22 protein-coding genes, 1 pseudogene and 1 riboswitch are annotated in these 25046 nt (G+C 70.3%); of the genes and pseudogenes, 15 read left to right on the forward strand and 8 right to left on the reverse strand.

Features of this window, described 5'->3' with window-relative positions; translation table 11 throughout:
• Nucleotides 1-65 precede the first annotated feature (65 nt).
• Genes EIZ44_RS32165 through EIZ44_RS32185 form a run of 5 tightly spaced genes read right to left on the reverse strand, consistent with a single transcriptional unit; the run spans nucleotide 66 to nucleotide 4419 of the window.
• Entirely contained in the window at nucleotides 66-686 is a 621-nt protein-coding gene (locus EIZ44_RS32165; RefSeq protein ID WP_134732896.1) for a nuclear transport factor 2 family protein, read from the reverse strand.
• Entirely contained in the window at nucleotides 667-1953 is a 1287-nt protein-coding gene (locus EIZ44_RS32170) for an MFS transporter (RefSeq protein WP_051729632.1), read from the reverse strand. Before EIZ44_RS32170 ends, EIZ44_RS32165 begins: the two co-directional genes overlap by 20 nt.
• Nucleotides 1954-1985: 32 nt before the next feature.
• Complete coding sequence (locus EIZ44_RS32175; RefSeq protein WP_037818742.1) at nucleotides 1986-2831, reverse strand: sugar phosphate isomerase/epimerase family protein; 846 nt, start codon at nucleotides 2829-2831, stop codon at nucleotides 1986-1988.
• Entirely contained in the window at nucleotides 2828-3628 is an 801-nt protein-coding gene (locus EIZ44_RS32180) for an SDR family NAD(P)-dependent oxidoreductase (RefSeq protein WP_051729634.1), read from the reverse strand. Before EIZ44_RS32180 ends, EIZ44_RS32175 begins: the two co-directional genes overlap by 4 nt.
• A gap of 38 nt (nucleotides 3629-3666) precedes the next feature.
• Nucleotides 3667-4419: an alpha/beta fold hydrolase gene (locus EIZ44_RS32185; protein ID WP_037818744.1), complete on the reverse strand. Its 753-nt coding sequence runs from the start codon at nucleotides 4417-4419 to the stop codon at nucleotides 3667-3669.
• 109 nt (nucleotides 4420-4528) lie between these two features.
• Between EIZ44_RS32185 and EIZ44_RS32190 the strand changes: the two genes are divergently transcribed.
• A complete protein-coding gene (locus EIZ44_RS32190; protein ID WP_051729636.1) occupies nucleotides 4529-5434 on the forward strand; it encodes a LysR family transcriptional regulator in 906 nt (301 codons plus the stop codon).
• 2 nt (nucleotides 5435-5436) lie between these two features.
• Here EIZ44_RS32190 and EIZ44_RS32195 read toward each other — a convergent pair whose 3' ends face one another.
• Nucleotides 5437-6840 (reverse strand): MFS transporter, encoded by a 1404-nt coding sequence (locus EIZ44_RS32195; protein ID WP_134732898.1) that lies wholly within the window; start codon nucleotides 6838-6840, stop codon nucleotides 5437-5439.
• Entirely contained in the window at nucleotides 6837-7706 is an 870-nt protein-coding gene (locus tag EIZ44_RS32200) for an alpha/beta fold hydrolase (protein ID WP_037818748.1), read from the reverse strand. The genes EIZ44_RS32195 and EIZ44_RS32200 overlap by 4 nt, the downstream gene beginning before the upstream one ends.
• Before the next feature lie 118 nt (nucleotides 7707-7824).
• Between EIZ44_RS32200 and EIZ44_RS32205 the strand changes: the two genes are divergently transcribed.
• The 10 genes and pseudogenes from EIZ44_RS32205 (at nucleotide 7825) to metH (ending at nucleotide 20353) form a co-directional block, all read left to right on the forward strand.
• On the forward strand, nucleotides 7825-8760 hold the full coding sequence (locus tag EIZ44_RS32205; protein ID WP_037818749.1) for a LysR family transcriptional regulator: 936 nt from the start codon (nucleotides 7825-7827) through the stop codon (nucleotides 8758-8760).
• A gap of 51 nt (nucleotides 8761-8811) precedes the next feature.
• Entirely contained in the window at nucleotides 8812-9684 is an 873-nt protein-coding gene (locus EIZ44_RS32210) for an alpha/beta fold hydrolase (protein ID WP_134732900.1), read from the forward strand.
• Between the two features lie 490 nt (nucleotides 9685-10174).
• Nucleotides 10175-10588, forward strand: a complete 414-nt coding sequence (locus tag EIZ44_RS32215) for an SsgA family sporulation/cell division regulator (protein WP_134732902.1) — start codon at nucleotides 10175-10177, stop codon at nucleotides 10586-10588.
• A 773-nt stretch (nucleotides 10589-11361) separates the two neighbouring features.
• Complete coding sequence (locus tag EIZ44_RS32220) at nucleotides 11362-11697, forward strand: STAS domain-containing protein (RefSeq protein ID WP_051729638.1); 336 nt, start codon at nucleotides 11362-11364, stop codon at nucleotides 11695-11697.
• A gap of 43 nt (nucleotides 11698-11740) precedes the next feature.
• Nucleotides 11741-12580, forward strand: a complete 840-nt coding sequence (locus EIZ44_RS32225) for an aldo/keto reductase (RefSeq protein WP_134732904.1) — start codon at nucleotides 11741-11743, stop codon at nucleotides 12578-12580.
• A gap of 52 nt (nucleotides 12581-12632) precedes the next feature.
• On the forward strand, nucleotides 12633-13619 hold the full coding sequence (locus EIZ44_RS32230; protein WP_240691474.1) for a glycosyltransferase family 4 protein: 987 nt from the start codon (nucleotides 12633-12635) through the stop codon (nucleotides 13617-13619).
• Nucleotides 13619-14428 (forward strand): annotated as a pseudogene (locus EIZ44_RS32235) (lysylphosphatidylglycerol synthase domain-containing protein); the annotation flags it as partial. The gene EIZ44_RS32230 and the pseudogene EIZ44_RS32235, both read left to right, overlap by 1 nt.
• A gap of 203 nt (nucleotides 14429-14631) precedes the next feature.
• Nucleotides 14632-16002, forward strand: coding sequence for a carboxylesterase/lipase family protein (locus EIZ44_RS32240; RefSeq protein WP_240691475.1), 1371 nt, complete (start codon nucleotides 14632-14634; stop codon nucleotides 16000-16002).
• Between the two features lie 4 nt (nucleotides 16003-16006).
• Complete coding sequence (locus tag EIZ44_RS32245) at nucleotides 16007-16609, forward strand: maleylpyruvate isomerase N-terminal domain-containing protein (protein WP_134732909.1); 603 nt, start codon at nucleotides 16007-16009, stop codon at nucleotides 16607-16609.
• Between the two features lie 44 nt (nucleotides 16610-16653).
• A riboswitch (S-adenosyl-L-homocysteine riboswitch) is annotated at nucleotides 16654-16730 on the forward strand.
• Nucleotides 16731-16747: 17 nt separating this feature from the next.
• Complete coding sequence (gene metH, locus EIZ44_RS32250; RefSeq protein ID WP_134732911.1) at nucleotides 16748-20353, forward strand: methionine synthase; 3606 nt, start codon at nucleotides 16748-16750, stop codon at nucleotides 20351-20353.
• 112 nt (nucleotides 20354-20465) lie between these two features.
• On the opposite strand, the gene EIZ44_RS32255 is transcribed toward metH, so the two are convergent.
• Nucleotides 20466-20879 carry a MarR family winged helix-turn-helix transcriptional regulator gene (locus EIZ44_RS32255; RefSeq protein ID WP_037818764.1) on the reverse strand — a complete coding sequence of 138 codons (414 nt, stop codon included), beginning with the start codon at nucleotides 20877-20879 and terminating at the stop codon, nucleotides 20466-20468.
• A gap of 59 nt (nucleotides 20880-20938) precedes the next feature.
• Between EIZ44_RS32255 and EIZ44_RS32260 the strand changes: the two genes are divergently transcribed.
• The 4 genes from EIZ44_RS32260 to EIZ44_RS32280 all read left to right on the forward strand — a co-directional run bounded on the left by EIZ44_RS32260 (nucleotide 20939) and on the right by EIZ44_RS32280 (nucleotide 24975).
• Complete coding sequence (locus tag EIZ44_RS32260; protein ID WP_134732913.1) at nucleotides 20939-21460, forward strand: DUF6790 family protein; 522 nt, start codon at nucleotides 20939-20941, stop codon at nucleotides 21458-21460.
• A 41-nt stretch (nucleotides 21461-21501) separates the two neighbouring features.
• Nucleotides 21502-23097, forward strand: a complete 1596-nt coding sequence (locus EIZ44_RS32265) for an FMN-binding glutamate synthase family protein (protein WP_338081100.1) — start codon at nucleotides 21502-21504, stop codon at nucleotides 23095-23097.
• A gap of 1093 nt (nucleotides 23098-24190) precedes the next feature.
• Entirely contained in the window at nucleotides 24191-24565 is a 375-nt protein-coding gene (locus EIZ44_RS32275) for an STAS domain-containing protein (RefSeq protein WP_051172419.1), read from the forward strand.
• Nucleotides 24566-24567: 2 nt separating this feature from the next.
• Nucleotides 24568-24975, forward strand: a complete 408-nt coding sequence (locus EIZ44_RS32280) for an ATP-binding protein (protein ID WP_037818767.1) — start codon at nucleotides 24568-24570, stop codon at nucleotides 24973-24975.
• Nucleotides 24976-25046: the final 71 nt, after the last annotated feature.

The following is a 25046-nucleotide window of genomic DNA, read 5'->3' on the forward strand; positions in this document are numbered from 1 at the left end:
GAAGTGGACCTACAGCCGGAGAGAAACCGCCCAGCGCGGCTCGTCGGCCGGTGCTCCGCAGGACTTCAGCGGAGCGGGGTCCCTGGGGCGATCGAGCCCGCCAGCCACTCGTCCCCTTCCCGGTACAGCGTCTCGACGGCGGCGCCGGTCAAGCCGGGGAGGCCCTCCCGCACGGTGAACCCGGCCTTCGTCTGGACGTAGCCGAGGTGCCGGTAGCCGATCGGAAAGCGGCCGAGCAAAGCCGGATCGAGGGACAGCGAAGCCGCCGGGTCGACGGCGTCGAGGCGGTCCTTCTCGTAAATCGGCTGGCGGCGCACGATCTTCCACTGCCGCTCGTGCACCGCGAGGAAGTCGTAGAACCGGCCGGTGCACACCACGTCCACTGGCACGCCGTCGACGTCCGCGCGCTGGTTGATGGTCATCTTCGTCTGGGCGACCGCGCGATCGCCGGAGATGTCGGCGGTGTGCCCGCCCAGGAAGTGCAGGATGCTCACCCCGTTCTCGAATCCCGTGCGGCTGGCGGCGATGAATTCGGACGCCGGGACTTGGAACCAGGTCGCGCTCATCCAGCCCGTGCGAGGATGCCACACCGTGGCGAACCGATCCCAGTCCCCAGCGTCTCGCCACAGGGCCCAGTTTTCCACCAGCGCACGGATTTCGAGCCGGTCAGTGTCTGGTGTGGACAAGAGAGTTCCCTTCGGCGGAGACCGCTGTCTTGGCTTGTTCGCGGATCGGCAGGAGCAGGAATACCCCCAGCAACGGGCCGGCCGCCAGAACCGCGAGGGCGAGGAACAGCGAACCGGTGGCGCTGAACACCGCGCCCACCGCGACCGGCGCGAAGACGCCGCCGAGTTGCCAGGCGGTGTTGGCGAAACCGAAGGACCCGCCGACGAACCGCGGATCCGCGTACTGGGGCACGGTCGAGTTCGTGAGCACCGTATAGCCGTAGACGCCGAGCCCGAGGAACGGAGCGAGCACGAGCAGCATCGAGTAGCTCCGGACCAGCCCGAACACCGCCAGGATGAGCGCGAAGTACCCGCTGAGCACCATCAGATGCGTCTTGCGGGTGCCGCGGACGCGGTCGGACAGGAAGCCGACCAGCGGTTTGACCCCGATGGCCGTGGTGCTGACGACGACCATCACCAGCGCCGCCTTCCCGGCGGACAGGCCGAGCGCCTTGACCATCAGCGAGTTGCCCCAGGCCAGGAACCCGAGGGTGGCCCATTGCATGCCGAGGCCGGCCGCCGCGAGCGACACCAGGTTGCGATTGGCGAACATCGCGCGCAGACCGAGCTTGCCGCCGCCCGGGGCCGGGGGTTCGCCGGCGGGTTCGACCGGGGACGGCGGGTTGTTGCGCAGGAGGGCCCAGCACACCGCGCCGACGGCGACGGTCAGCGCGCCGAGGAGGTAGTAGACGCCGTTCCAGTGCAGGGCCGTCAGCAATTCCGGGATGGAGGCGTTCGCGATCACCCCGCCCAGCGCGGTCGACGTGATGTACAGGCCGAACGCGGTGCCGCGCTCGCGGGGCGGGAACCAGCGGCTGATCAGCTTGGTGAAGGACGCGACGTCGGCGCCGCTGACCAGCCCGATGAGGATCTGGATCGCGATTCCCACGCCGACGTTCTTGACGCTGCCGAACGCGAAGGTCAGCATTCCCGCGGTCACCAAGGAGATCCCGGCTGCCATCCGGCCGCCGATCAGGTCGGCGACGATGCCGCCGGGGATGTTGGTGACGACGTAGCCGATGGACAGCGCCGTGGCGAAGATCCCGAGCTGGGCCACGGAAAGCCCGAGGGAATGCGAAGCGTCGACGGCGACCACCGACCACGCGGTGCGGTTGATGTAGATGAGGGTGAAAGCCAGCCAGCAGCTGGCCAAGATCACCCAGCGGTAGCGGGAAACGGCCGGGTGCTCGGGCAGGGCTGTGCCTGCGGACGGTTCCGCGGTGTCCATGCGAGGACCTCCTTGTCCTGGATGGTGAGGTGTCAGTGCAGCAAGCCCCACTCGCGGAGCTGTGCCGCGTTGTGGCGCAAGGCGGCGCGTGGGGCACGGTCGAGGCTCATGTCCTCCACGGACACCCAGCCGCGGTAGCCGTGCTCGTGAAGGAGTCCCAGGACGTGCGGGACGTCGATCTCACCGTCTTCGAGCGGCGTCCACCCCGGCCGCCATGCCCCGCCCGGCGACCGGAAGTGCGCGGCGTTCTTCAGATGCACGTGCCCGAGGTGGTCGCCGAGCAGGTCGAGCGCGATTTCGTGCGCCTCGTAGCCTTCGAAGACGAAATTCCCGACGTCGTAGATGACGCCGACGTGCGCCGGGTCGAACCGCGCGACCACCCGGTGCGCCAAAGACGCGCTGGAGCAGATGGTGTTGTGGTGGATCTCCAGCAACGCCCGGACGCCGGTTTCCTTCGCCGTGGCCTCGACGTCGGCGAAGAACGCGACTGTTTCTCCATAGAGGACGGAATACGATTTGTTCGTGCGGGAGATTCTCGGTGCCTGCAAGCGGATCTGTCCGGTGCCGGCGGCCGTGGCCATGTCGCAGGCCAGCCGGAGCGTGGCGGTGTCGCCGACTTCGACGTAGGGCGCCAGTCCGACCACTTCGAGCCCCGCCGCGCGAGTTTCCGCCGCCACGCTCTTCGCCGCCGCGACGTCGAGCGGGAGGGTGGACCGGTGGTCCACGAGGAACGGGTGCGCGGGCGGCGAATCCGGGATGCTGCCGGGACGCGGCTCGACGCGCCATTCGACACCGCCGAACCCGGCCGCGGCGATTTCGGCGATCGATTCGCCGATGTCCAGGGTGGGCAACGAGATCGTCGCGACGCTGAACCTCATCGCCGCGAAGAGCGCTCGACGGCGAGCGGCGTCCGGGGGAGCGGGGCGAGCTGGGCGCCGCCGCAGACGTGCAGGACTTCGCCGGTGATGAAGGACGCGGCGGGCGAGGCGAGGAACGCGACGGCGTTCGCGACATCGCGGGGTTCGGCCATGCGCGGGAGCGGGGTGATCGCCTGGTATTGCTCCAGCAGACGCCGCATTTGCTCCTCGTCGCGGTCGTAGCCGGTGAAGTCCGATTCGATGAAGCTGGGCGCTACGGCGTTGGCGGTGACGCGGTATTTCGCCAGTTCGGTGGCGAACGAGCGGGTCATGCCGACGAGACCGGCCTTCATCGTCGTGTAGGCCACCGGGCCGCCGGAAACCCAGTTCCGCGAGGCGATGTTGACGATCGCGCCGCCGTTTTGCGCCTTGAAGAAACCGAGCGCGCGGCTCACCAGGATCGCCGGCGCGCGCAGGTTCACGCCGCTCATCAGGTCCCAGTCGTCCGGGGCGAGTTCGGACAGGGTCGACCGGCGGTTCACCGCGGCGTTGTTGACGACGATGTCGATCCGGCCGAACCGGGCGCCAGTCTCGTCCACCAGCGACTCGATCGCCTCGACGGACCCGAGGTCGGCGGCGATGTCGACGGCGGGAGCGGCGAACCGCTCGCGGAACCCCGCGACGGTCGCGGCTGCCGCTTCCTTGTTCACGTCCGCCACCACGACGGCGACGCCGTCCTCGAGGAGCCGCGCGGCGATGGCGCTCCCCAGTTTTCCGGCCCCGCCGGTGACGATGGCGACGCGTTGCGGCTCGGTCATTCTCTTCTTTCCTTTCAGCGCAAGAAAAAAGAACTCGGTCAGCGGATCCAGTCCGCGATGGCGGCCACGACCTCGCCGGGGTGCTCGTGGTGGGTCCAATGGCCGCCGGGAAGCACGTGGATCCGGGCGGCAGGAAGGATTTCCCGGGCGAGAGCGGCACGTTCTTCGTTCCGGTAGAACGCCAGGACCGGAACGGGGAACCCGGCGAAGAACCCGGCGGTCTCGGTCTGGAAATGCAGGGCCTCCGGCGCGAAGGCGAAGTCGGCGAACAGATCGCGGATCGCTTCCGGCGTGGCCGAGACCAGCCCGCCGACGCCCGGCAACGGGCTGGGCCCGGACTTCAGGAAATGCTCGGCCGCGACGGCGACGGGATCCTCCCGCCGGAGCCGCCCGGCCAGCGCCTCGATCCGGGCGCGGTCGTCGTCGGGGAGCCCGAACGCCGGATCGACGACGACCAGACCGGCGACGAGTTCCGGCTCCCGCCGGGCGAGGAAGGCGGCCGCCTCGCTGCCCGCGGAGTGCCCGACCAGCACGACGCGAGCGAGTCCGAGCCGCTCGAGCACGGCCCGGACGTCGGCTGCGACATCCGGAAGCCGCATGCCCTCGCCCGGCCGGGACTCGCCGTGCCCGCGCAGGTCGACGGCCACGACCGGAGCGAAGGCACGGAGACCGTCGAGGATCGGAGCCCAGTCCGAACGGGACCGGGCCCAGCCGTGCACGAGCACGAAGGAGAACGGCGCGGCGCCACCGGAAAACCGCTCGAAAGCCAGCTCGACGATCTTTGCGCTCATGGGGTCCTCCGGGGAGTGTCTTCGGTCCTCAGATCGTCAGCGGCCGCCGGTTATTTAGCAAATACCTGTTATTGGCCATCCTCATGCTCCGGAGGCATAGCATGTCCCCATGCTTGAGTTGCGTCAGCTCGACTACTTCCGCGCGGTGGCCGAATACGGCTCGATCTCGCGCGCCGCGGCCGCACTGCACCTCACTCAGCCCACGCTGAGCAGGCAGATCGCCCAGCTGGAGAAGAACCTCGGGCACCAGTTGCTGCGGCGCACGCCGGCTGGCACCACGCTGACCGTCGCGGGGGAAGGCCTGCGCGCGCACCTGCTGTCGATCTTCGAACTCGTCGACCGGGTCCCGGAAGTCCTCCAGACCGCCTCGGCCGGCGGGCGCCTCGTGCATCTCGGAGTGCCCTCGGGAGTTCCGCACGGCTGGATCGAGGACTACCTGGCGTCGGTCGCCGCCGAGGCGCCGGAGGTCCGGTTCGCCATCGTCGAGGCCACCAGCGAGGAACAGCGGCGGATGCTCAACAACGGACTGCTCGATCTGAGCTTGATGCACACCGAACCGCCCGAACTCCACGCGGAATTGCTGTTCCGGCAACGACTCGGCTGCGTCTTCCGCGAGGACGCGCTCCCGGCCGGCCGAACCGAAATCGACGTCACGGACCTCGCCGGCCTGCGCGTCATGGCGCATTCCTCCAAGGGCGAGGAAATCAGCCTCCGCACCGCCGCCGCGACCACCCGGACCGAAGTCGACTGGCTGTTTCGCGCCTTCTCCGAACACAGCGAACTGATCGCCACGAGTTCCCGCGTGGACGCGGTCCTCATCGGCAATGCCTCGGCGCGCAAATGGTTTCCCGGCTGGACCTGGGTCCCGCTCAGCGAACACCGGCCCGAACACTGGATGCGCACCTGGGCCGCCTGGGCCGGCACGGACCCGAAATACGGCGACCTGCTCCTGCACTGCCTGCGGGAAACCGCGCGGAAATACCGAGCCGACCCCACTTACCGCGCGCAGCCGTGAGTTCAGCAGATCGCCGAGCCGGTCCGGGCCGGTGCTTTTCGAGCCGCGCGGCCCGCCAGTCCGAAAGCGAAGGCGGCGGCCAACGCGAACACCGCGGCCTCGTAGGTCATCGCGTGCCACAACGCCTGGCCGGGGTTCCCGGCGGACGTCGCGTAGGCGATGCCCGCGAACGTGACGCCGAGGGTTCCGCCCAATTGCTGTGCCGTCGGGAGCAGACCCGAGACCGAGGTCGCGGCTTCGGGGCGGACTCTGGCGATGATCTGGGTGAACGCCGAAGCGGTGAACACGCCGAACCCGATGCCGCCGAGGCACAGCACGAGCCAGTACAGCCACCGCAGGGCCGGGTCGCCGATGGTCGCCGGGACGACCAGCGACACCGATCCCATGGCCAGGGAGGACGACGCCAGAGCCCACGGGCCGAAGCGCCGGCCCAGCCTCTTCGCGATCCCGCTCCCGGCCAGTGCCCCGACGGCGTACGGGGTGATGCCGAACCCGGTCTGAAGCGGACTCCAGCCCTGCCCGCCTTGCAGATGCATCGACAGCAACAGCGTGAAGGACGGCACTCCGGCGTTGAACACCAGGACGATGCCCAGCCCCCATCGCGTCGCCGGTTCGGCCCATGCGGACGGATGGACGAGCGGTTCCGCCGCCCTGCGCTGGGAAATCGCGAAACCGGCCAGCAGCGCCGCGGCCAGCGCCAGGCTCAGCCACGTCCACCACGGCCAACCGGCGTCCCGCCCCGTCGTCAGGGGAAAGACCAGCAGGGCCAAGCCGAACAGGCTCAGCGCCGCCCCGGTCCGGTCGACGCGTGCCGCCGTGCGTTCGCGGTGATCCGGCGGCAGCGCGGGGGAGAGCGCGAGGGCGGCGATGCCGACGGGAACGGTCAGCAGCATCGCCGCCCGCCAGCCGAGTCCGAGCGGGTCGAGCTGGATGAGCACGCCGCCGAGCACCGGGCCCGCGAGCGAAGCGGCCGCCATGGTCGCGCCGAACGCGCTCAACGCGGTGGCACGACGGCCCGGGGCCACCGCGGACTGGATGATCGACAGAATCTGCGGCGCCATCAGCCCGCTGCCGAAACCCTGCAGCAGACGCCCGGCGATCAGCACCCACGCTTCGGGCGCGGCGGCCGCACCGACCGAGGCGAGAGTGAACAGCGCCATCCCGGCGACGAACATCCTCCGGTAGCCGTAGTTGTCGCCCAGCCGCGCGGAAACGATCAGCGAGCAGGCGTAGGCGAGGGTGTAGGCGGCGAGAACCAGTTGGCTCTCGCCTGCCCCGGCGCCCAGATCTCGCTGGACGTCGACCACGCCCACCTGCATGACCGTGACGCTGAACAGCTGCACGAAAGTGCCGGACAGGATGATCGGCAGGAGAAGCCGCCGGGAGGGGGACCGCGTCGTGGTCATCGGGCGGACCGCTGCAGCGCGATGGCGGCGAACAGCGTCGCCAGCTCCTCCGGCCGGATCACGAACGGCGAATGGCCGCCCGGCAGGGAATGCACCTGGAACGGATTGTCCGGCGTCACCTGGTCGGCCTCGGCGATCATCAGATCCTGGGTCACCGGCGGCAGCGCGAGGTCGCCGGTCAACCGGAGGTAGGAGCGCGGGAGCCGTCCCCAGCGCTCCGCCGAGAGCGGAACTGGTGTGCCGTAGTGCGATAGCGGGTGATCCGGGTGCAGGAACTGCCGCCACGAGTCCGGGGCGTCCGCGGGCAGGTCGTTTAGGAACGCGCGCCGGATGACGTCAGTGACCGCCGGGTCGGGAGAAAGCGGATTGATCCGGATCGCGCCCAGTTCGGCCGGGTCGCCGACCGGCGGAATCTGGACGGCGCCGGCGTTCTCCTCGGCTTCGATGTAGTCGGAGAACCGCGGCCGGCCCGCGGGCACGAACGCGGACAGGTACACGAGGCGGTCGACCAGTTCGGGTGCCTGCTCCGCGGCGGCCGACACTACGGAACCCGCGGCGCTGTGCGCGACCAGCAGCACATTCCGGTAGCGGGTGCGGGCGCTGACCAGCGCTTCGAGCACGACGTCGGTGCTGTCCTGCAAGGTGAGGTCGCTCAGCGCCGACTTCTCGGCCGCGAGCCCCGGCTGGCCGGGCCGGAAGTACCCGCTGGGGACGGGCGCGCCGAGCCCGCTGCCGGGCAGGTCGACGGCGATGCTGGCAAGGCCGTGGCGGCTGAGCGCGCGCTGGGTCGAGCTCCAGTGCAGGGCGGCGTGCCAGGCGCCGTGGACGAGCAGCAGGACGGTCTCGGACGAGGACGGACGGGTCATTCCAGGGCCCTTCGCAAGGGTTGATCACGGACCGCACCAGGTCACCGCAGCTCTGCCCCGTTATCCACGTTCATATCTGACAGGAGCCTTCGTCATACTTTCCGCGTATCGTGGCCGCGTGGAAGCCCGTCATCTTCGCTACGCTCTGGCGCTCGCCGAGCACCAGCATTTCGGCCGCGCCGCGGCGTCGCTGGGCATCGCCCAGCCGCCGCTGTCGACCCAGATCGCCGCGCTCGAACGCGAGGTCGGCGAGCGGCTGTTCGACCGCACCCCGCGCGGCGTTTTCCCCACCGCCGCGGGCAATGCCTTCCTTGCCAGGGCGGACAGCGCGCTCGCCGAGATGAGACTCGCGCGGGTCGAGGCGGGCCGGGCCGCGCGCGGGGAGACCGGGCGGTTGCGGCTCGGGTTCATCGGGTCCGCGCTGCTCGACCCGCTGCCGGGCGTGCTCGGCCGGTTCCGGCGGGCCCGTCCGGATGTCCGGATGGTCCTCCAGGAACTGGACACGCCGACCGCGTCCGCGGCCCTGCTCGCCGGCGAACTGGATGTCGCGGTGGGGCGCGGCGGCCCTCGCGGAGCCGGGGCGGAGGACCTGGTGACGGTGCCCATCGGCGCGGATCATCTGGTCGCCGTGGTCTCGTCGGCGCACCCCTTCGCCGGGCAGCGGTCCGTCGAGGCCGGGCAGCTGGCGCGCGAGCCGCTCGTGGTCAGCGCGGACGCCGCCGGCTCTTACCTGCGACCGTTGTTCGAGCACGATCCCGCCGCCCTCGACGGGGCCGCGCTGGCGCGCGACGTCCACACGATCGCCGGGCTCGCCGCCTGCGGCGCGGGGGTCGGGCTCGGCCCGAACCGGATGCGCCTGATCGCTCGCGACGACATCCGGTTCTGCGACGTCGAGCCCCGCTTCCGGCTGCCGGATTTGCAGATGTCCTTCCGGGCCGCCGATTCCTCGCCGGTTCTCGCGGCGTTCCTCGCCGTGGTGCGGCAGAACTGCGCGGAGGTCGGCTCCCGGCTGGACGACCTGCTCGCCCGCCATCCGGCGCTGGGCGCCTCCTGACCGTCGCGTCCACTGTGGACGCGAGAAAACTCAACGACCGCAAGGAGAACTATGCCGCGGGACACGCTCGAATCGGTGCGCCTCGACGACGTGGAACTGGCTTACCGCGTCGAAGGCGACGGGCCGGAGCTGGTCGTCCTGGTGCACGGGTGGCCGCAGACGAACGCGTGCTGGCGGCACGTGATCGAGCCGCTCAGCCAGGGACGCACCGTCGTCGCCCCGGATCTGCGCGGTTACGGCGCTTCGGGCCTCGCCCGGTCCGGGGACTACAGCAAACGGGCCGCCGCCGCGGACCTGAGCGGCCTGATCCATCACCTGGGGTTCGAGTCGGCGGCGGTGATCGGGCACGACCGCGGCGCGCGGGTCGCGCATCGTTGGGCGCTCGATCGCCCGGCGGAGGTCAAAGCGCTGGCGCTGCTGGACATTCTCCCCACACGGGTGGTCATGAACTCGTTCGACCGCGATTCGGCGAGCGCGATGTGGCACTGGTTCTTCCACCGGAACACGGAGCTGGCGGCGAAGCTGGTCGATGGGAACGTCGAGGCGTATCTCGGTCATTTCTTCGCCAGGGTGCGCGAATCCGGCGCCGTCGACGAGGAAACCTTCCAGCGCTACGTCGAGGCGTTCAGCGACCCGGCGCGGCTGCGGGCGTCCTTCGAGGACTACCGGACCGGCTTCTCGGCCGACCTCGAACGCGACGAGGCGGATCACGCCAGCGGACTGCGGGTGCGGGCCCCGCTGCTGCTCCTGTGGGGCGCCGAGGGCGGACTCGGCGGGCGCGACGTGGTGCGCGTCTGGCAGGACCATCACGCCGCTCCCGCCGCGGTCGCCGGTCATGCCGTCCCCGGCGGCCACTACGTTCCGGAAGAAGCGCCCGGCGAGGTCGTGGACGCCGTCGAGGCCTTTCTCAAGCGGACGCGCTGACCTTCTCGAAGCTCCGCCCCCGACGAACTGCTGCTCGCCCGCGCCGCTGCCGACCTGTCCCTGCCCGGCCGCTTCCACTGCGGATTCGCTTTCCGGTCCGGCGCCGAGACCGGACTCTGCCGTCGCCACCGCCGCTGAGCAGCAACCGAGCCGCCGCTCATCATTGAATCGATTCGTCCCGGTGGTCGCCGATATTTCCGGGAAGCGGGCGACGATCTTTCCGCGCGCCCTCGGGCCGTCCGGTTCCACGATCGTGGCGGTCCGTTTCCGCAGGTCGAAGCCGCCCCTGTCCGGCGGGGGCGGCGGCGGGTGCGTTGCCCGATCCTGCTGTCAATGCTGCCCTTGCGTAGCCGACTGAGACGTAGATCTCCACCGTTGGGGTGAAATCTCCCCCGTCGGGCAGCTTAGGCTCTTACGGCGCGTTACTTATTGAGAAACATTCACTTCGGTCCGGACAGGTTCGCGACCGGGTAACGAAGGAGGCGCCGTCGTGGAAACCGAACCGCAGGTCGTCCGCGCGACGATCATCTTCGGGCTGCGCACGTTCGGGTCCGTCCCGCTGCCGGTGCGCGCCGATCTGGAATACGACCCGGCGGATCCGTTCGCGGTGTCGGTCGGCTACCACGCGGGCGGCGGAGTCGTGCGCTGGCTGTTCGGGCGGGACCTGCTCGCCGACGGCCTGCTCGCCCCGGCCGGCGACGGAGACGTCCAGGTGCGTCCCGCCGCCGACGACAGCCACGTGCTGGTGGAGCTGAACGCACCCGACGGTTCCGCGGTGCTGGAGGCGGCGGCGAACGAACTCGCCGACTTCCTCGACCGCACCTACGACGAGGTTCCGGTCGGTTCCGAAGACCGTTGCTTCGACTTCGACGAGGAACTCGCGAAGCTCGCCCTGCGCGACTGACTGTCCATAGTGGACATCGGCGGCAGCGGCCGGAAGGCTCCCGGGCAGGAGAGATGACCTGCTGCGGGAGTCGGCGAGGCTTCGTCGCTGCGCTAATGCCTGCCGCGCCGAGGATTCGGCTCGGAGGGCGGATCGGCCCACCGGCCAGCTCAGGTCCGGCGGGCTCGCCTCGCAATCATCACTGAAGCCGGGCCGAGTCGCCCCGCGAAGATCACCCAGGGCCCGGCGACCTCGTGTCGCAAGGATCAAGTGAAGCCTGGCGGGCTTGCGTGGCGAGGATCAACCGAAGTCCGTGGGCTCGTGCCGCGAGGATCAGCTGAGGCCGGGCGCGCTCGCACTGCGAGGATCAGCTGAAGCCCGGCGGGCTCGAGCCGCGAGCACCAACTGAAGCCAGGCAGAGTCTGAAGCCCGGCGGAGCCGCATCCCAAGAACCGCCAGCCGCGGCGCGAGCGGCGAACCGCGAACGGCGAACCGGGCATCCCCCGACCAGGTGCCCCCGCATGAACGGCCGATGAACGACCCCGTTCCGTCGCCGCGAAACCGGCATCCCGCCAACAACCGCGCCCGTAGGACTCCGCCCCAGCGCACCCTGTCACCGCGCCGTCAGCGTCAGCCCCCCGACCAGGCGGACTCGGCCGCCGCGTGAGTGAACCTCGTGGTGATCCGGGTTGACCGCACCGGGAGAACGCGTACGGTCGCCTGTGTTGGCTGTTGTCCAGAACCATACTGCGGTCAGCGCCCCAAGCAGGTCTCTGCGAAAGGAGCGCAAACCCATGACTCTCCACCTTCCCGGCGTCACCGCGCCGGTGGAATTGACCGTCCGCGCGACGAGGCGGGCGGACGCGATTCACCTCGCTCCGGTCGGGGACCTCGACGCGGCTACCGCGCATGTTTTCGAAGCGGCCGTCGCGCCGTTGGCCGGGCCGGTGGTCGTCGACCTGTCCGGTGTCGCGTTTCTGAGCTGCGCGGGCGTTCGCGCCCTGCTCGACGCGCATCAGCGGAACCCTCAGTTCACTGTCGTGGTCGGACCGGCGCACGCCGTCCGGCGGTGTCTTTCGGTGACCGGCGCCGATGAAATTCTGGGTGTCCGCGAGGCGGTCGCCGCCTGATCCAGCGAGTTTCACGACCGCCGCGCACGGGTAGGCCGCCGACATGACGATCGAGACGAACCGCGTTCCGCAGCTCGAACTCAACAACGGCGTCCGGATTCCGCAGTTCGGCCTGGGCGTCTTCCAGATCCCGCCGGACGAAACGGCCGCGGCGGTGCGCGAAGCCCTCGAGGCCGGGTACCGGCACCTCGACACCGCGCAGATGTACCGCAACGAAGAAGGCGTCGGCGCGGGCATCCGCGATTCGGGCGTACCGCGCGAGGAAATCTTCGTCACCACAAAGCTGGCGAACGACGCGCAGGGCCACGACAACGCGATCAACGCGCTGGAGGGCAGCCTGCAGCGGCTCGAACTGGACTACGTCGACCTCTACCTGATCCACTGGCCGCTGCCGAAACAGGACAGGTACGTCGCCACCTGGCACGGCTTCGAGGAACTGCAGCGCGCCGGCAAGGCCCGCGCGATCGGGGTGTCCAATTTCCAGATCCCGCACCTCGAACGGCTGGCCGCCGAGTCGGCGACGGTGCCCGCGGTCAACCAGATCGAGCTGCATCCCGCGCTGCAGCAACCGGAACTGCGCGCGTACCACGAGGCGCACGGCATCGTGACCGAGGCGTGGAGCCCGCTGGCGCAAGGCGAGGTCCTCGAAGACCCGCTGCTGGCCGAACTGGCCGAGAAACACGGCAAAACGCCTGCCCAGATCGTGCTGCGCTGGCACATCCAGCTCGGCAACGTCGTGTTCCCGAAGTCGTCGTCGCCGAAGCGGATGCGGGAGAACATCGACATCTTCGACTTCTCCCTGAGCGACGGCGACCTGGACGTCCTCAGCGGGCTCGACGAGGGCCGCCGGACGGGCTTCGACCCGGACACCTTCGAAGGCTGAACCGGATCGGCCGGCCGCCCGTGTAGGCAACGTGCGACTGTCCTGTTTCGTAGTGCCCGGCGACATCGAAGACCTCGGCGTGCCCAGCGGCGGCAACACCTACGACCGCCGCATGGCCGAGCAGCTGCGGGTGCGGCTGCGGCCAGTCGGCGGGACCTGGCCGGACGGCGACCGGCGTCAGCTGGACCAGGTCCTCGCCGAGGTTCCCGACGGCGCGAAAGTGCTGCTCGACGGCTTGATCGCGTGCGGCGTGCCGGACGTCCTCGCCCGGCACGCGGACCGGATCGGCCTGGCCGTCCTCGTGCATCTCCCGCTGGCCGACGAAACCGGCTTGGACCCGCAGCGCGCGGCTGACCTCGACGCCCGCGAACGGAAGACGCTCAACCTGGCGGACCAGGTCATCGTCACCAGCCCCGCCGCCGCCCGCGCGGTCGAGCAGCGGCACGGCCTCGCGACTGTCCACATCGCACCGCCGGGGACCGATCCGGCGCCGCGGGCGACCGGGACTGACGGGGTGTCCCAGCTGATCTGTGTCGCCGCGGTGACCCCGCGCAAGGGCCAGGACATCCTCCTTAAAGCACTGTCCGAAGTAGACGGACTGAAGGTGGACGTTGTCGGCTCGCGCACCCGAAACCCCGCCTACGCCAACAGCTTGAGCCACCCTCGCGCCCACTTCACCGGCCCGCTCGCCGGAGAAGCGCTAGAGAACGCCTACGACCGCGCCGACCTGCTCGTCCTGCCTTCGCACGCCGAGACGTACGGCATGGTTGTCACGGAGGCGCTAGCTCGCGGAATCCCCGTGGTCGCCTCGAACGTCGGCGGTGTACCCGACGCGCTCGGCCGGGCACCGGACGGAGAGTTGCCAGGAATGCTCGTCCCGCCCGGCGACGAAACAGCGCTGGCGGACGCGCTCCGGAGCTGGCGCGACGACCCTGACCTGCGGAAACGACTCCGTGCTGCGGCTGTCGCGCGAGCGCGCACACTGGAGGGATGGGCCGAGGCAGCGGCCCGGTTGCGCGGAATCTTGGCGGTGGATTGATGCGGTGGCTGCGACTGCTGGCCGGAGCCGCGCTCATCGCCGCGTTGTGGTGGCGGCTCGGCACAGGAGCGTTCACTGGCGGCCTGCGGGCTCTGGGACCGGGACCGATCGCGATAGCCCTGGTCATCGGCGTCGTGACCACGCTCGCGAGCGCCGCGCGCTGGCGGCTGGTCGCAGGTCGGCTCGGCCTGCACCTGCCGTTTCGTGAAGCCGTCGGCGACTACTACGGCGCGCAATTCCTCAACGGCGTCCTCCCGGCCGGCGTGCTCGGCGACGTCCACCGCGCCGTCCAGCACGGACGCCGATCGGGCGACGTCGGCCGCGGGATCCGAGCAGTCGTGCTCGAACGCGCCGCCGGACAGACCCTGGTGGTGGTCGCCGGACTGGCCGTCGTGGTCTTCCGGCCGGAGCTGCTGCCGCGGCAGGTGCTGATCTGCCTGGGGATCGTGATCGTGGCGCTGGCCGTCGTCGCGGTGGCGATGCGGAAACGGCTGCGGCACGTCTGGGCGGCCGACATCCGGACCGGCGTGCTCGAAGCGTGGCCCGGCGTCACCGGCTGGTCTCTGCTGGCGGCGGCCGGGCATCTGACGCTGTTCGTGGTCGCCGCCCGCGCGGCCGGGGCGACCGCGCCGCTGAGCGTCCTGCTGCCGCTGCTCGTGCTCGCGTTGCTGGCGATGGGGATGCCGCTGAACGTCGGCGGATTCGGCCCGCGCGAAGGCACCGCGGCGGTTTCGTTCGCCGCCGCCGGACTGGGCGCGGAACAGGGGGTGACGGTCGCGGTCGGCTACGGCGTGCTCGGTCTGGTCTCGACGCTGCCCGGCGGGGCGGTTCTCGCGCTCCGCCGGATGATCCGGCGGCCGGGCCCGGACGCCCGGCCGGTATCGTCCGGCCGGTGGCGGCGGCTTTTCGGGGGATTCGGCGACGGTGGTTCGCGGCGCTGGCCGTCGTCCCCGTTCTGGCCGCGTCGGCCTGCGCGTCTTCGGTCGCGGCGATCACCCGGGCAGGCGACGTCGTGCACACCGCAGCCGGCGCTGTCGGCGGCAGTGTCGCTCCCGATCACCGGCTCTTCCAAGGCATCCCGTACGCGGCCGCACCTGTCGGCGAGCGGCGCTGGCAGCCGCCCGCCCCGGTCGAGCCCTGGACGGGGGAGCGCGACGCCACGAAACCAGGGCCCCGCTGTCCGCAGGCCGCCGACGGAGCCCTGACCAGCGAAGACTGCCTCTATCTGAACGTCTGGACCCCGCCGGTCGGCGAGACCGGACGGCCGGTCCTGGTGTGGCTGCACGGCGGCGCGTTCCTCAGCGGCGGCGGCAACCGCTACGGCGCCGCCCGGCTGGTCGACCGCGGCGACGCGGTGGTCGTCACGCTCAACTACCGGCTCGGCGCGCTCGGCTTCCTCGCTGACCCGTCGCTAGGCCCGGAGCCCGGGAACTACGGCTTCCTCGACCAGCAGCAGGCGCTCCTGTGGGTGCGCGACAACATCGCGTCCTTCGGCGGCGACCCGAACCAGGTGACGATCGCGGGGGAGTCCGCGGGCGGGATGTCGGTGTGCGACCATCTCGTCGCCCCCGGCTCGCGCGGGCTGTTCCGCGCGGCGATCATCCAAAGTGGACCGTGCCAGGCGCAGGCGACGCTGCCCGCTGCCGAAACCAAAAGCATCGAGTACGCCGCCGCGCGCGGCTGCACCGACCGCCGGACCGCCGCGAAATGCCTGCGGGAGCTGCCCGTCGGGAAACTCCTGACCGCACCGGCGTACAGCTCGATCGCGGGCATCGAGATGCCGGGACCGGTCACCGGCGGTTCGGTGCTGCCCGGGAAGGTTCCCGCGACTCCGGTGCCGGTCATGCTGGGCACGACGCACGACGAGTTCACGTACTTCCTCGCCGAACAGGCCGCGGCCGGCCGCGAAGTCACGCGGCACGGCTACCCGCAAGCGCTTGCCAACGTCTTCCCGCACGCCGACGCGGTCGCTCGCGAGTACCCGGTGGATGCGTTCAGCGGCAACGCATCGCTGGCGTACGCGGCGGCTGTGACCGACTGGGCGTTCGCCTGCCCGTCCGCGCGGCTCGCCAGTTCGCTGCCCAGCGTGTCGACCTACGAGTTCAACGATCCGACCTCGCCGGCGGCGGCCGCGTTGCGCGCGCCGTTCCCGCTCGGGGCCACGCACACCGCGGAGCTGCCGTACCTGTTCGATTTCGCCGAGCAGCCAACGACATTCACCCCGGCGCAGCAACGGCTCGCGGACCGGATGGTCGACGACTGGACGGCGTTCGTCCGCGGCGGCCCGACCGGACAGGCCGTCGCGTACCGGCCGGGCGGCGCGCAGCCGCTGACCGGATTCGCGAAAGATCACCACTGCGGGTTCTGGGCTTCTCTACGCTGACCGGATGACCGTCCGCGCCGAAGACCTCGACGAAGCCCTCACCTGCGTGTCCGCTGCTCTCGAGCCCGTCACCGGCGGCGACTGGACGCGTCCGGCAGGCGATCTCGAGTGGGATTGCCGCTACACCGCGGAGCACCTCGGCGACACGCTCCTGTCCTACGCCGCGCAGGTCGCGAGCCGACCGGCCGACCGCTACGTGCGCTTCCTCGCCAAAACCGACGCCGACGCGTCCCCGGCCGAACTGCTCGAATTCGCGCTCACCGGTGGGCATTTGCTCGCCGCCGCGGTCCGGAGCAGCCGACCGGACGAGCGCGCCTACCACCCGACCGGCCGCTCGGATCCGGCCGGTTTCGCCGCGATGGGCTGCGTGGAACTGCTGCTGCACGGGGACGACATCGCGCAGGGCCTCGGCGTCGCGATCGACCCGCCGCGCGGCACCTGCGCCCGCGTCGTCGCGCGGCTTTTCCCCGAGCAGGAGCCGATTCCCGACGCTTGGGACGCGCTGCGCTGGTGCGCCGGGCGGATCGCCCTGCGCGGACGGCCCCGGCGGACCGGCTGGAAGTGGCGGGGCAGCCCGCTCGAGGACCGCTCGAATCCCGAGGAGTGAACACACCTGCCCGGGGGCTGGGCACATCCGGTAGTCTTGACCACCAGGTCGAGAGGCGCTGCAACGGACCGGTGGTCCGCCACGCTCGGCCGGTACCACCATCCAAGGGCGCCTCCGTGAACTCATGCGGAGGTGGCGATGACCCAGAACCTGCGGAACCTGCTCGACCAGCGCGTCGTCGTGCTCGACGGGGCCTGGGGCACGATGCTGCAGGGGGCCGGTCTCGCTCCCGAGGACTACCGGGCGGACTGGCTCGAGGGCCACGAGAAGGACGTCACCGGCGACCCGGACCTGCTGAACCTCACGCGGCCGGACGTCGTGCTCGACGTGCACCGCCAGTACCTCGCCGCGGGCGCGGACATCACCACCACCAACACGTTCACCGCCACCAGCATCGGCCAGGCCGACTACGGCCTCCAGGACCGGGTGCGCGAGATGAACCTGCGCGCCGCGGAACTTGCGCGCCAGGCCGCCGACGAGTTCGGCGACCGCTTCGTGGCCGGGTCGATCGGCCCGCTCAACGTCACGCTGTCGCTCTCGCCGCGCGTCGAGGACCCGGCGTTCCGCGCGGTCACCTACGAAGAGGTCAAGGCCGCCTACGCCGAGCAGATCAAGGCGCTCGCCGACGGCGGCGTCGACCTGCTGATGATCGAGACCATCTTCGACACCCTCAACTGCAAGGCCGCGATCACCGCGGCCCGCGAGGTCGCGCCGCACCTGCCGCTGTGGATCTCGGTGACCATCGTCGACCTGTCCGGGCGCACGCTGTCCGGCCAGACCGTCGAGGCGTTCTGGACCTCCGTCGCGCACGCGCGCCCGATGGTCGTCGGCGTCAACTGTTCGCTCGGCGCCGCGGAAATGCGCCCGCACGTGGAGGAACTGTCGAAGCTCGCCGACACCTACACCGCGTGCCACCCGAACGCGGGCCTGCCCAACGCCTTCGGCGGCTACGACCAGACGCCCGAGGAAACCGGCGGCATGCTCGGCGAGTTCGCCGGGGCCGGGATGGTCAACATCGTCGGCGGCTGCTGCGGCACCTCGCCCGCGCACATCGCGAAGATCGCCGAGGCCGTCAAGGGCCTGCCGCCGCGTCCGGTGCCCGCGCACGAGTCGAGCACGCGGTTCTCCGGCCTCGAACCGTTCAAGATCGGCGCGGACACCGGGTTCGTGATGATCGGCGAGCGCACCAACGTCACCGGCTCGGCGAAGTTCCGCAGGCTGATCGAGGCGGGCGACCACCAGGCGGCGGTGGACGTCGCGCTGGAGCAGGTCCGCGGCGGCGCGAACCTGCTCGACGTCAACTTCGACGCCGACCTGCTCGAATCCGAGCAGGAGATGACGACGTTCCTCAACCTCATCGCCACCGAGCCCGAGGTCGCGCGCATCCCGGTGATGATCGACAGCTCGCGCTGGAGCGTGCTGGAGGCCGGGCTCCGCTGCGTGCAGGGCAAGGGCGTGGTCAACTCGATCAGCCTCAAGGAGGGCGAGGGCCCGTTCCTGGAGCAGGCGCGGCGCATCCACGACTACGGCGCCGGCGTCGTGGTGATGGCCTTCGACGAGAAGGGCCAGGCCGACACGGTCGAGCGCAAGGTCGAAATCTGTTCCCGCGCCTACGATCTGCTCACCCGCGAGGCCGGTTTCGCGGGCGAGGACATCATTTTCGACCCGAACGTGCTCGCCGTCGCCACCGGCATCAGCGAGCACAACGGCTACGCGAAGGCGTTCATCGAGGCGCTGCCGCTGATCAAGGAACGCTGTCCGGGCGCGCACACCTCCGGCGGCATCTCGAACCTGTCGTTCTCCTTCCGCGGCAACAACGTCGTGCGCGAGGCGATGCACTCGGCGTTCCTGTTCCACGCCGTGCGCGCCGGGCTCGACATGGGCATCGTCAACGCCGGCCAGCTCGCGGTGTACGAGGACATCCCGAAGGACCTGCTGGAACTCGTCGAGGACGTCCTGTTCGACCGCCGCGAGGACGCCACCGACCGGCTCGTGGAATTCGCCGAGACGGTCAAGGGCAGCGGGACCAAGCGCGTGGTCGACCTGTCCTGGCGGGAAAACCCGGTGGCGGAACGGCTTTCGCACGCGCTGGTGCACGGCATCGTGGACTTCATCGAGGACGACACCGAGGAGGCCCGGCAGGAGTTCGACCGGCCGCTCGAGGTCATCGAGGGCCCGCTGATGGACGGCATGAAGATCGTCGGCGACCTGTTCGGCTCCGGGAAGATGTTCCTGCCGCAGGTCGTGAAGAGCGCGCGGGTGATGAAGCGGTCGGTGGCCTACCTCGAGCCGTACATGGAGGCGGAGAAGGCCAAACTGCAGGCCGAGGGCCGCTTCGAGACCACCCGCGGCCAGGGCAAGGTCGTGCTCGCCACGGTGAAGGGCGACGTGCACGACATCGGCAAGAACATCGTCGGCGTCGTGCTGGGCTGCAACAACTACGAGGTGATCGACCTCGGCGTGATGGTGCCCGCGGCGCAGATCCTCGACACCGCGGTCGCCGAGCACGCGGACGTCGTCGGGCTGTCCGGGCTGATCACGCCGTCGCTGGACGAGATGGTGTCGGTCGCGCAGGAAATGCAGCGGCGCGGGCTGAAGCTGCCGCTGCTGATCGGCGGTGCCACCACGTCGAAGCAGCACACCGCGGTCAAGATCGCCCCGGCGTACGACCACACGACGGTGCACGTGCTCGACGCGTCGCGAGTGGTCGGCGTGGTGTCCGACCTGCTAGACACCGACCGCGCGGACGCGCTGGACACCGCCAACCGCGCGGAGCAGCAGCGGCTGCGGATCCAGCACGAAAACCGGCACTCGACGCCGATGCTCACTCTTCAGCAAGCCCGCGCCAACGCCGAGAAGGTGTCGTTCGACGAGATCCCGACGCCGGAGTTCACCGGCGTGCGCGTGGTCGAGCCGTCGATTCCCGAGCTGCGCGAGATGATCGACTGGCAGTTCCTGTTCCTGGCCTGGGAACTCAAGGGCAAGTACCCGGCGATCCTCGACCAGCCGGTCGCGCGCGAGCTGTTCGACGACGCGAACCAGCTGCTGGACGAGATCATCGAGAACGGCTCGTTCACCGCGCGCGGCGCGTACGCGTTCTGGCCCGCGCATTCCGAGGGCGACGACATCCTGCTCGACGGCGAGTACTCGGACTGGAAGTTCCCGATGCTGCGCCAGCAGACGCAGAAGCCGGACGGCCGCGCGAACCGGTGCCTCGCCGACTACATCGCCCCCGCCGGTTCCGGCGACCACCTGGGCGGGTTCGCGGTCGGGATCCACGGCGCGGAGGACCTGGCGGCCCGCTATGAAGCCGAACACGACGACTACCGGGCGATCATGGTGAAGGCGCTGGCCGACCGGCTGGCCGAGGCGTTCGCCGAGTACCTGCACCTGGAAGCCCGCCGCCGCTGGTTCGAGCCGGACGTGCAGCCGGACCTCGCGGACCTGCACGCGGAACGCTTCCGCGGCATCCGCCCGGCGCTCGGCTACCCGGCGAGCCCGGACCACAGCGAGAAGAAGGACCTGTTCGAGCTGCTGGGCGCCGACGAGCTGGGGATCGGGCTGACCGAGTCGTACGCGATGACCCCGGCCGCCGCGGTGAGCGGGCTGATCTTCGCGCACCCGGAATCGCGGTACTTCACGGTCGGCCGCCTGGGCCGCGACCAGATGGAAGACTACGCGGCCCGGCGCGGCGAGGAACTGTCCGAAGTGGAGCGGTGGCTGCGGCCCAATCTGGCTTACTGAGCCGCGTTTCGCCGTGGCCCTTGGGTGACGGGCGTCGAGGTGCGTGAGGGGATCTGATTCGCTCAGGGTTCCCCTCACGGCATCTCTGAAAGCGGCCGTTCCCGGAGATGCTTCAGGACAGCAGTTCGGCGAGCCGCTCGGTGTCGCGCAGGTACTGCTCGTACGGAAAGCCCGCCTTCAGCAAGGCCTCCCGGAACTCGTCCCGGAGCGGTTTCCCGGTGTCGTGGAAGGCTCTGCGGCCCGCGTCGGTGAGCGTGACCAGCCGTCGTCGGGCGTGGTCGGGGTCTTGGCGCACCTGGACGAGCCCGGCTGATTCCAGCGGGCGCAGCGCGCGGCTGATCGCCGGGTCGGACACCGACATCGCCTGCGCGAGCTGATGCTGCGTCGCGGGTTCGATGTCGTCCACTGTGCCCAGCAGGCGCAGCTGGCTGTAGGTCAGCCCGGCTGAGTCGTCCGCGCGTTTCCGCGCGGCTTCGCCCAGCAGGTACACCACTCGATGAAGCGCTTCGGCAAGTCCGTCGTCCACGGGAGCGAGCCTACCAGGAGTGTTGACTGGTTAATATTAACTATGCAAGACTCATCGGCATGGAGATCCCTTACGTCGCTCAGACCCTGTTCCCCCTGATCTGGCCGCTGATCGCGGTCGCCGGCGCACTGATCCGCACCCGGAAGAGCCCTTCGCCGCAGGCCAGGCTCGAAACCTGGCAGCGGTGGTGGGCCGTCGCCGCGCTCGGCTGCGGCAGCCTGTGGATGGTCTTCGCCTTCCTCGGCATGCCGGGCGTGATGGCCGACACGATCGGGTTCGCCCGCTCGCCGTTCCAGTTCGAGATCGCGTTCGCCAACCTCGGGCTCGCGGTGATGGGCTTCCGCGCCGCCTCGTGGTCGGCCACCGCCCGGGAGCGGATCACCATCGGCCTCGGCGCCGGGATGTTCCTGTGGGGCGCGCTGATCGGCCACGTGTACCAGTGGTTCGCCAACGGCGACCACGCGCCGGGCAACACCGGCGGCGTCCTGGTCTGCGACCTGCTGTTCCCGGCGGTGCTGATCGTCCTCGCCGTCCGCTCGAAGCGACTGGCTCCGGTTGTCGAAAAGCCCGCGCTGGTCTAGCCGACCTGCACGTCGTGGCCGCTGGGTTTAGTTTCGACGCCGTGGCAAGACTCAGTGTGGTCCGATTCGGACTGGTCGCGGGACTGGTCGTGCTCGCGGCCGGCGCGGCAGTGCTCAGCGCGACGGTGTCGCCCTGGTGGTGGTTCCTGGCAGGACCGTTGCTGCTGCTCGCGGCGACCGGGGTGTACGACGTGATCCAGCGGCGGCATTCGGTGCTGCGGAACTATCCGGTGCTCGGGCACCTGCGGTTCCTGCTCGAAAGCATCCGGCCGGAATTGCAGCAGTACTTTGTGGAACGCAACTTCGATGGCCGCCCCTACGACCGCGACGTCCGGTCCATTGTCTACCAGCGCGCCAAGGGCACGGCCGCGGAAGAACCATTCGGCACCGAGCGCGACGTGTACGCCGAGGGATACGAATTCCTCGTCCCGTCTCTCGCGCCGGTGCCGGTTCCGGATCACGCGCCGCGAGTCCGGGTCGGCGGGCCGGACTGTACGAAGCCGTACGAGATGGCGTTGCTGAATGTGTCCGCGATGAGCTTTGGTTCCTTGTCCAGCAACGCGATCCTCGCACTGAACCAAGGTGCCGCCCACGCCGGTTTCGCCCACGACACCGGCGAAGGCGGCTTGTCGGAGTATCACCTGCGGGGCGGCGGCGACCTGATCTGGGAAATCGGCACCGGCTACTTCGGCTGCCGAACCTCGGACGGAGATTTCGACCCGTCGACCTTCGCCGACAAAGCCGCACACGACGCAGTGAAATGCGTTTCCCTGAAACTTTCGCAAGGCGCAAAGCCCGGTATGGGCGGTGTCCTTCCGGGTACCAAGGTTAATGCGGAAATCGCCCGGGTGCGCGAGGTTCCCATGGGAGAAACGGTCGTTTCCCCGCCGTATCACCGGGTATTCTCGACGCCGCGTGAACTGGTGCAGTTCATCGCCCGGATGCGCGAGTTGGCCGGTGGGAAACCGACCGGGTTCAAGCTGTGCGTCGGCTCGCGGGTGCAGGTGCTGGCGGTGTGCAAGGCGATGCTGGCCGAAGGGGTCACGCCGGACTTCATCGTGGTCGACGGCGCTGAAGGCGGTACCGGTGCCGCCCCGCTGGAGTTCGCGGATCACCTTGGCACGCCGCTCACCGAGGGTCTGCACATTGTCCACAATGCACTGGTCGGCACCGGTCTGCGGGACCGCATCCGGCTCGGGGCGAGCGGAAAGGTCGCGACCGGGGCGGACGTGGTGAAGCGGCTGATCCAGGGCGCGGACTACACGAACGCCGCCCGGGCGATGATGTTCGCGGTGGGATGCATCCAGTCGCAGCGGTGCCACACGAACAAGTGCCCGGTCGGGGTGGCGACGCAGGACCCGCGCCGGGGACGGGCGCTGGACGTGGGCGACAAGACCGAGCGAGTGCGGCGATACCAGGAGGCGACGGTCGCCTCGGCGATGCGCATCATGGCGGCGATGGGGGTCTCGGACCCGGCGGAGCTGTCGCCGAGGTTGCTGCGCCGCCGGGTGGATCCGCGGACGGTGCTGTCGTACGCGGAGTGGTACGAGTGGTTGGAACCAGGGCAGTTGCTGGCGGAGCCGCCTCGCGACTGGGCGGAGGAGTGGGCGGCGGCGGATGCGGATCGGTTCGCTTGAGGGCGGGGGCGTTGCTGGGCGGCGGTTGATCTGGACCGGTTCTCTTGAGTGCAGGGCGCTGCTGGACGGGGGACTGGGCTGGACTTTCGCCTGAGCGCGGGAACGCCGCTGAGCGGGCGCTGATCCGGACCGGTTCGCTTGAGCGCAGGGCGCGACTGGGCGGCGGCTGATCCAGATCGGTTCTCTTGGACGCAGGGCGCTGCTGGGCGTGGGACTGGGCGGCGGCTGATCCGGACGTTCGCCTGAGGACGGAAGTGCCGCTCGGCAGCTGATCTGGCCTGGTTGCGGGCGCGTCGTGCGACGGATATTCGCCGGGTGATCGACGGTGAGGCGGGCACCTGGTCGGCCGAAGCCCGTTGCGCTTTTTCCGGTTCTCTTTGGTGCCCCAATGCGGCATTGGGTGCGTCTGACGCACCGAACGCCACATTGGGTGCGTGGAACGCACCCAATGTGGCGTTGGGGCCATCTCTGCCGCGTGGTTTGCGGCGGGGTCGCGGTAGCGGCGCTTGCCAGGGCGATGCGGAGCACCTGCTGGCGAGCCGGGCTGCGCGGCTCCGCTCGGTGGAGGTCCGTGAGGGCCACCCCGAGGGAATCAGATTCCGTGAGGGTGGCCCTCACGGACGTCGGCAACGCGCGCCGGGTCCGTCGGCTGGGGCGGGAACTTCGGCCCACCGCGGAGAAAACCCCATGGGGACATGTCGGGCGAAGGGCCGTTGCCGAGCCGGGGGCAGCCGGGTGAGGAGTTTGCCGGGCTGAGGCCGGTCGGCGGAAGGGTCGTTGCTGAGCTGGGGGCCGTTGGGCGAGGAGTTTTGCTGGGCTGAGGTCGGTCGGGCGAAGGGCCGTTGTCGAGCTGGGGCAGTCGGGCGAGGAGTTTTGCCGGGCCGACGCCGGTCGGGTGAAGAGCCGCCGCATGCGGCCAGTTCCGCATCGCCGCGTCCAGCCCACCCCACCGTTGACGTGCCGTCCCCCGCGACTGGCCCCCACCGGGCCCCGCCGATGGGGGAGTGTGGGCGGGGCCGGGCGGAGGGATCGTGGTGCCCCCGTCCGGTGGTCCACTGGCGATTCGTCCTCCGATCGGGCACGATCGGTGATCGTGGCTTCGGGAGACGGGCAGGACGCGGGAGACCTCGAGGTATCCGTCCGGTGGCGGGGGCCGGCCGCGGTGGTGACCGTGGGCGGGGAGATCGATCTGGTCACCGCGCCCGAACTCGGCGAGTTCGTGGGCGGGGTGCTCGAGCGCGAGCCCGGCGTGCTGGTGGTCGACCTGCGTGCGGTCGATTTTCTCAGCTCGTCCGGGCTGCAGGTGCTGGCCGGCGCGCACCGCAAGCTCGACGCGGGCGCGTTGCGGGTCGTGAGCACGTCTTCGATCACGTCGCGGCCGTTCACGACCACCGGCCTCGACGAGTGGATCTCGCTGTTCCCCTCGGTCGACCAGGCGCTGGCCGGGGTCGCCGGAGCGGGCGGCTGACGATGGACGTGCAGGAGGACACCCGCGCGCTGAGCTGCCACGGGATCGTGGCCGAACCGGGGGCGCTGCGGGCGCTGCGGCACCGGTTGCTGGCTTGGGCGCTGGAGTCCGGCATCCCGGACGATCGCGCGCACGACATCGTGCTGGCCGGGTACGAGGCGCTGGCGAACGTCGCGGACCACGCCTATCCGGGGGAACCTGGGTTGGTGGACCTCGACGCGGTGTGCCGGCCGGACAGCGTCGAGGTCGTGATCGCCGACCACGGGGAATGGCGTCCGCCGGACGAGGCCGAGGACGACCCGGTGTCGGTGCGCGGGCGCGGGTTGCTGCTGGTGCAGGCGACGGCGGACCAAGCGGACGTGCGGACCGGCGCGGATGGCACGGTGGTCACGCTCGGCTGGAAGCTCTGACGGACCCAGTTCCCCGGTCGATGGGGTCCGGTTTGGAGGGCGGTCGGCACCGGCGACGCTGGCGGCTGAGG

The sequence above is a fragment of the Amycolatopsis nivea genome, assembly GCF_004522235.1.
GTDB lineage: Bacteria > Actinomycetota > Actinomycetes > Mycobacteriales > Pseudonocardiaceae > Amycolatopsis > Amycolatopsis nivea.

What these genes read in the sequence shown, in the direction of transcription:
- EIZ44_RS32170 (WP_051729632.1), bottom strand. Translation starts at nt 1,953, where the DNA reads ATGGACACCGCGGAACCGTCCGCAGGCACAGCCCTGCCCGAGCACCCG.
- EIZ44_RS32175 (WP_037818742.1), bottom strand. Translation starts at nt 2,831, where the DNA reads ATGAGGTTCAGCGTCGCGACGATCTCGTTGCCCACCCTGGACATCGGC.
- EIZ44_RS32180 (WP_051729634.1), bottom strand. Translation starts at nt 3,628, where the DNA reads ATGACCGAGCCGCAACGCGTCGCCATCGTCACCGGCGGGGCCGGAAAA.
- EIZ44_RS32185 (WP_037818744.1), bottom strand. Translation starts at nt 4,419, where the DNA reads ATGAGCGCAAAGATCGTCGAGCTGGCTTTCGAGCGGTTTTCCGGTGGC.
- EIZ44_RS32190 (WP_051729636.1), top strand. Translation starts at nt 4,529, where the DNA reads ATGCTTGAGTTGCGTCAGCTCGACTACTTCCGCGCGGTGGCCGAATAC.
- EIZ44_RS32195 (WP_134732898.1), bottom strand. Translation starts at nt 6,840, where the DNA reads ATGACCACGACGCGGTCCCCCTCCCGGCGGCTTCTCCTGCCGATCATC.
- EIZ44_RS32200 (WP_037818748.1), bottom strand. Translation starts at nt 7,706, where the DNA reads ATGACCCGTCCGTCCTCGTCCGAGACCGTCCTGCTGCTCGTCCACGGC.
- EIZ44_RS32210 (WP_134732900.1), top strand. Translation starts at nt 8,812, where the DNA reads ATGCCGCGGGACACGCTCGAATCGGTGCGCCTCGACGACGTGGAACTG.
- EIZ44_RS32220 (WP_051729638.1), top strand. Translation starts at nt 11,362, where the DNA reads ATGACTCTCCACCTTCCCGGCGTCACCGCGCCGGTGGAATTGACCGTC.
- EIZ44_RS32225 (WP_134732904.1), top strand. Translation starts at nt 11,741, where the DNA reads ATGACGATCGAGACGAACCGCGTTCCGCAGCTCGAACTCAACAACGGC.
- EIZ44_RS32245 (WP_134732909.1), top strand. Translation starts at nt 16,007, where the DNA reads ATGACCGTCCGCGCCGAAGACCTCGACGAAGCCCTCACCTGCGTGTCC.
- metH (WP_134732911.1), top strand. Translation starts at nt 16,748, where the DNA reads ATGACCCAGAACCTGCGGAACCTGCTCGACCAGCGCGTCGTCGTGCTC.
- EIZ44_RS32260 (WP_134732913.1), top strand. Translation starts at nt 20,939, where the DNA reads ATGGAGATCCCTTACGTCGCTCAGACCCTGTTCCCCCTGATCTGGCCG.
- EIZ44_RS32280 (WP_037818767.1), top strand. Translation starts at nt 24,568, where the DNA reads ATGGACGTGCAGGAGGACACCCGCGCGCTGAGCTGCCACGGGATCGTG.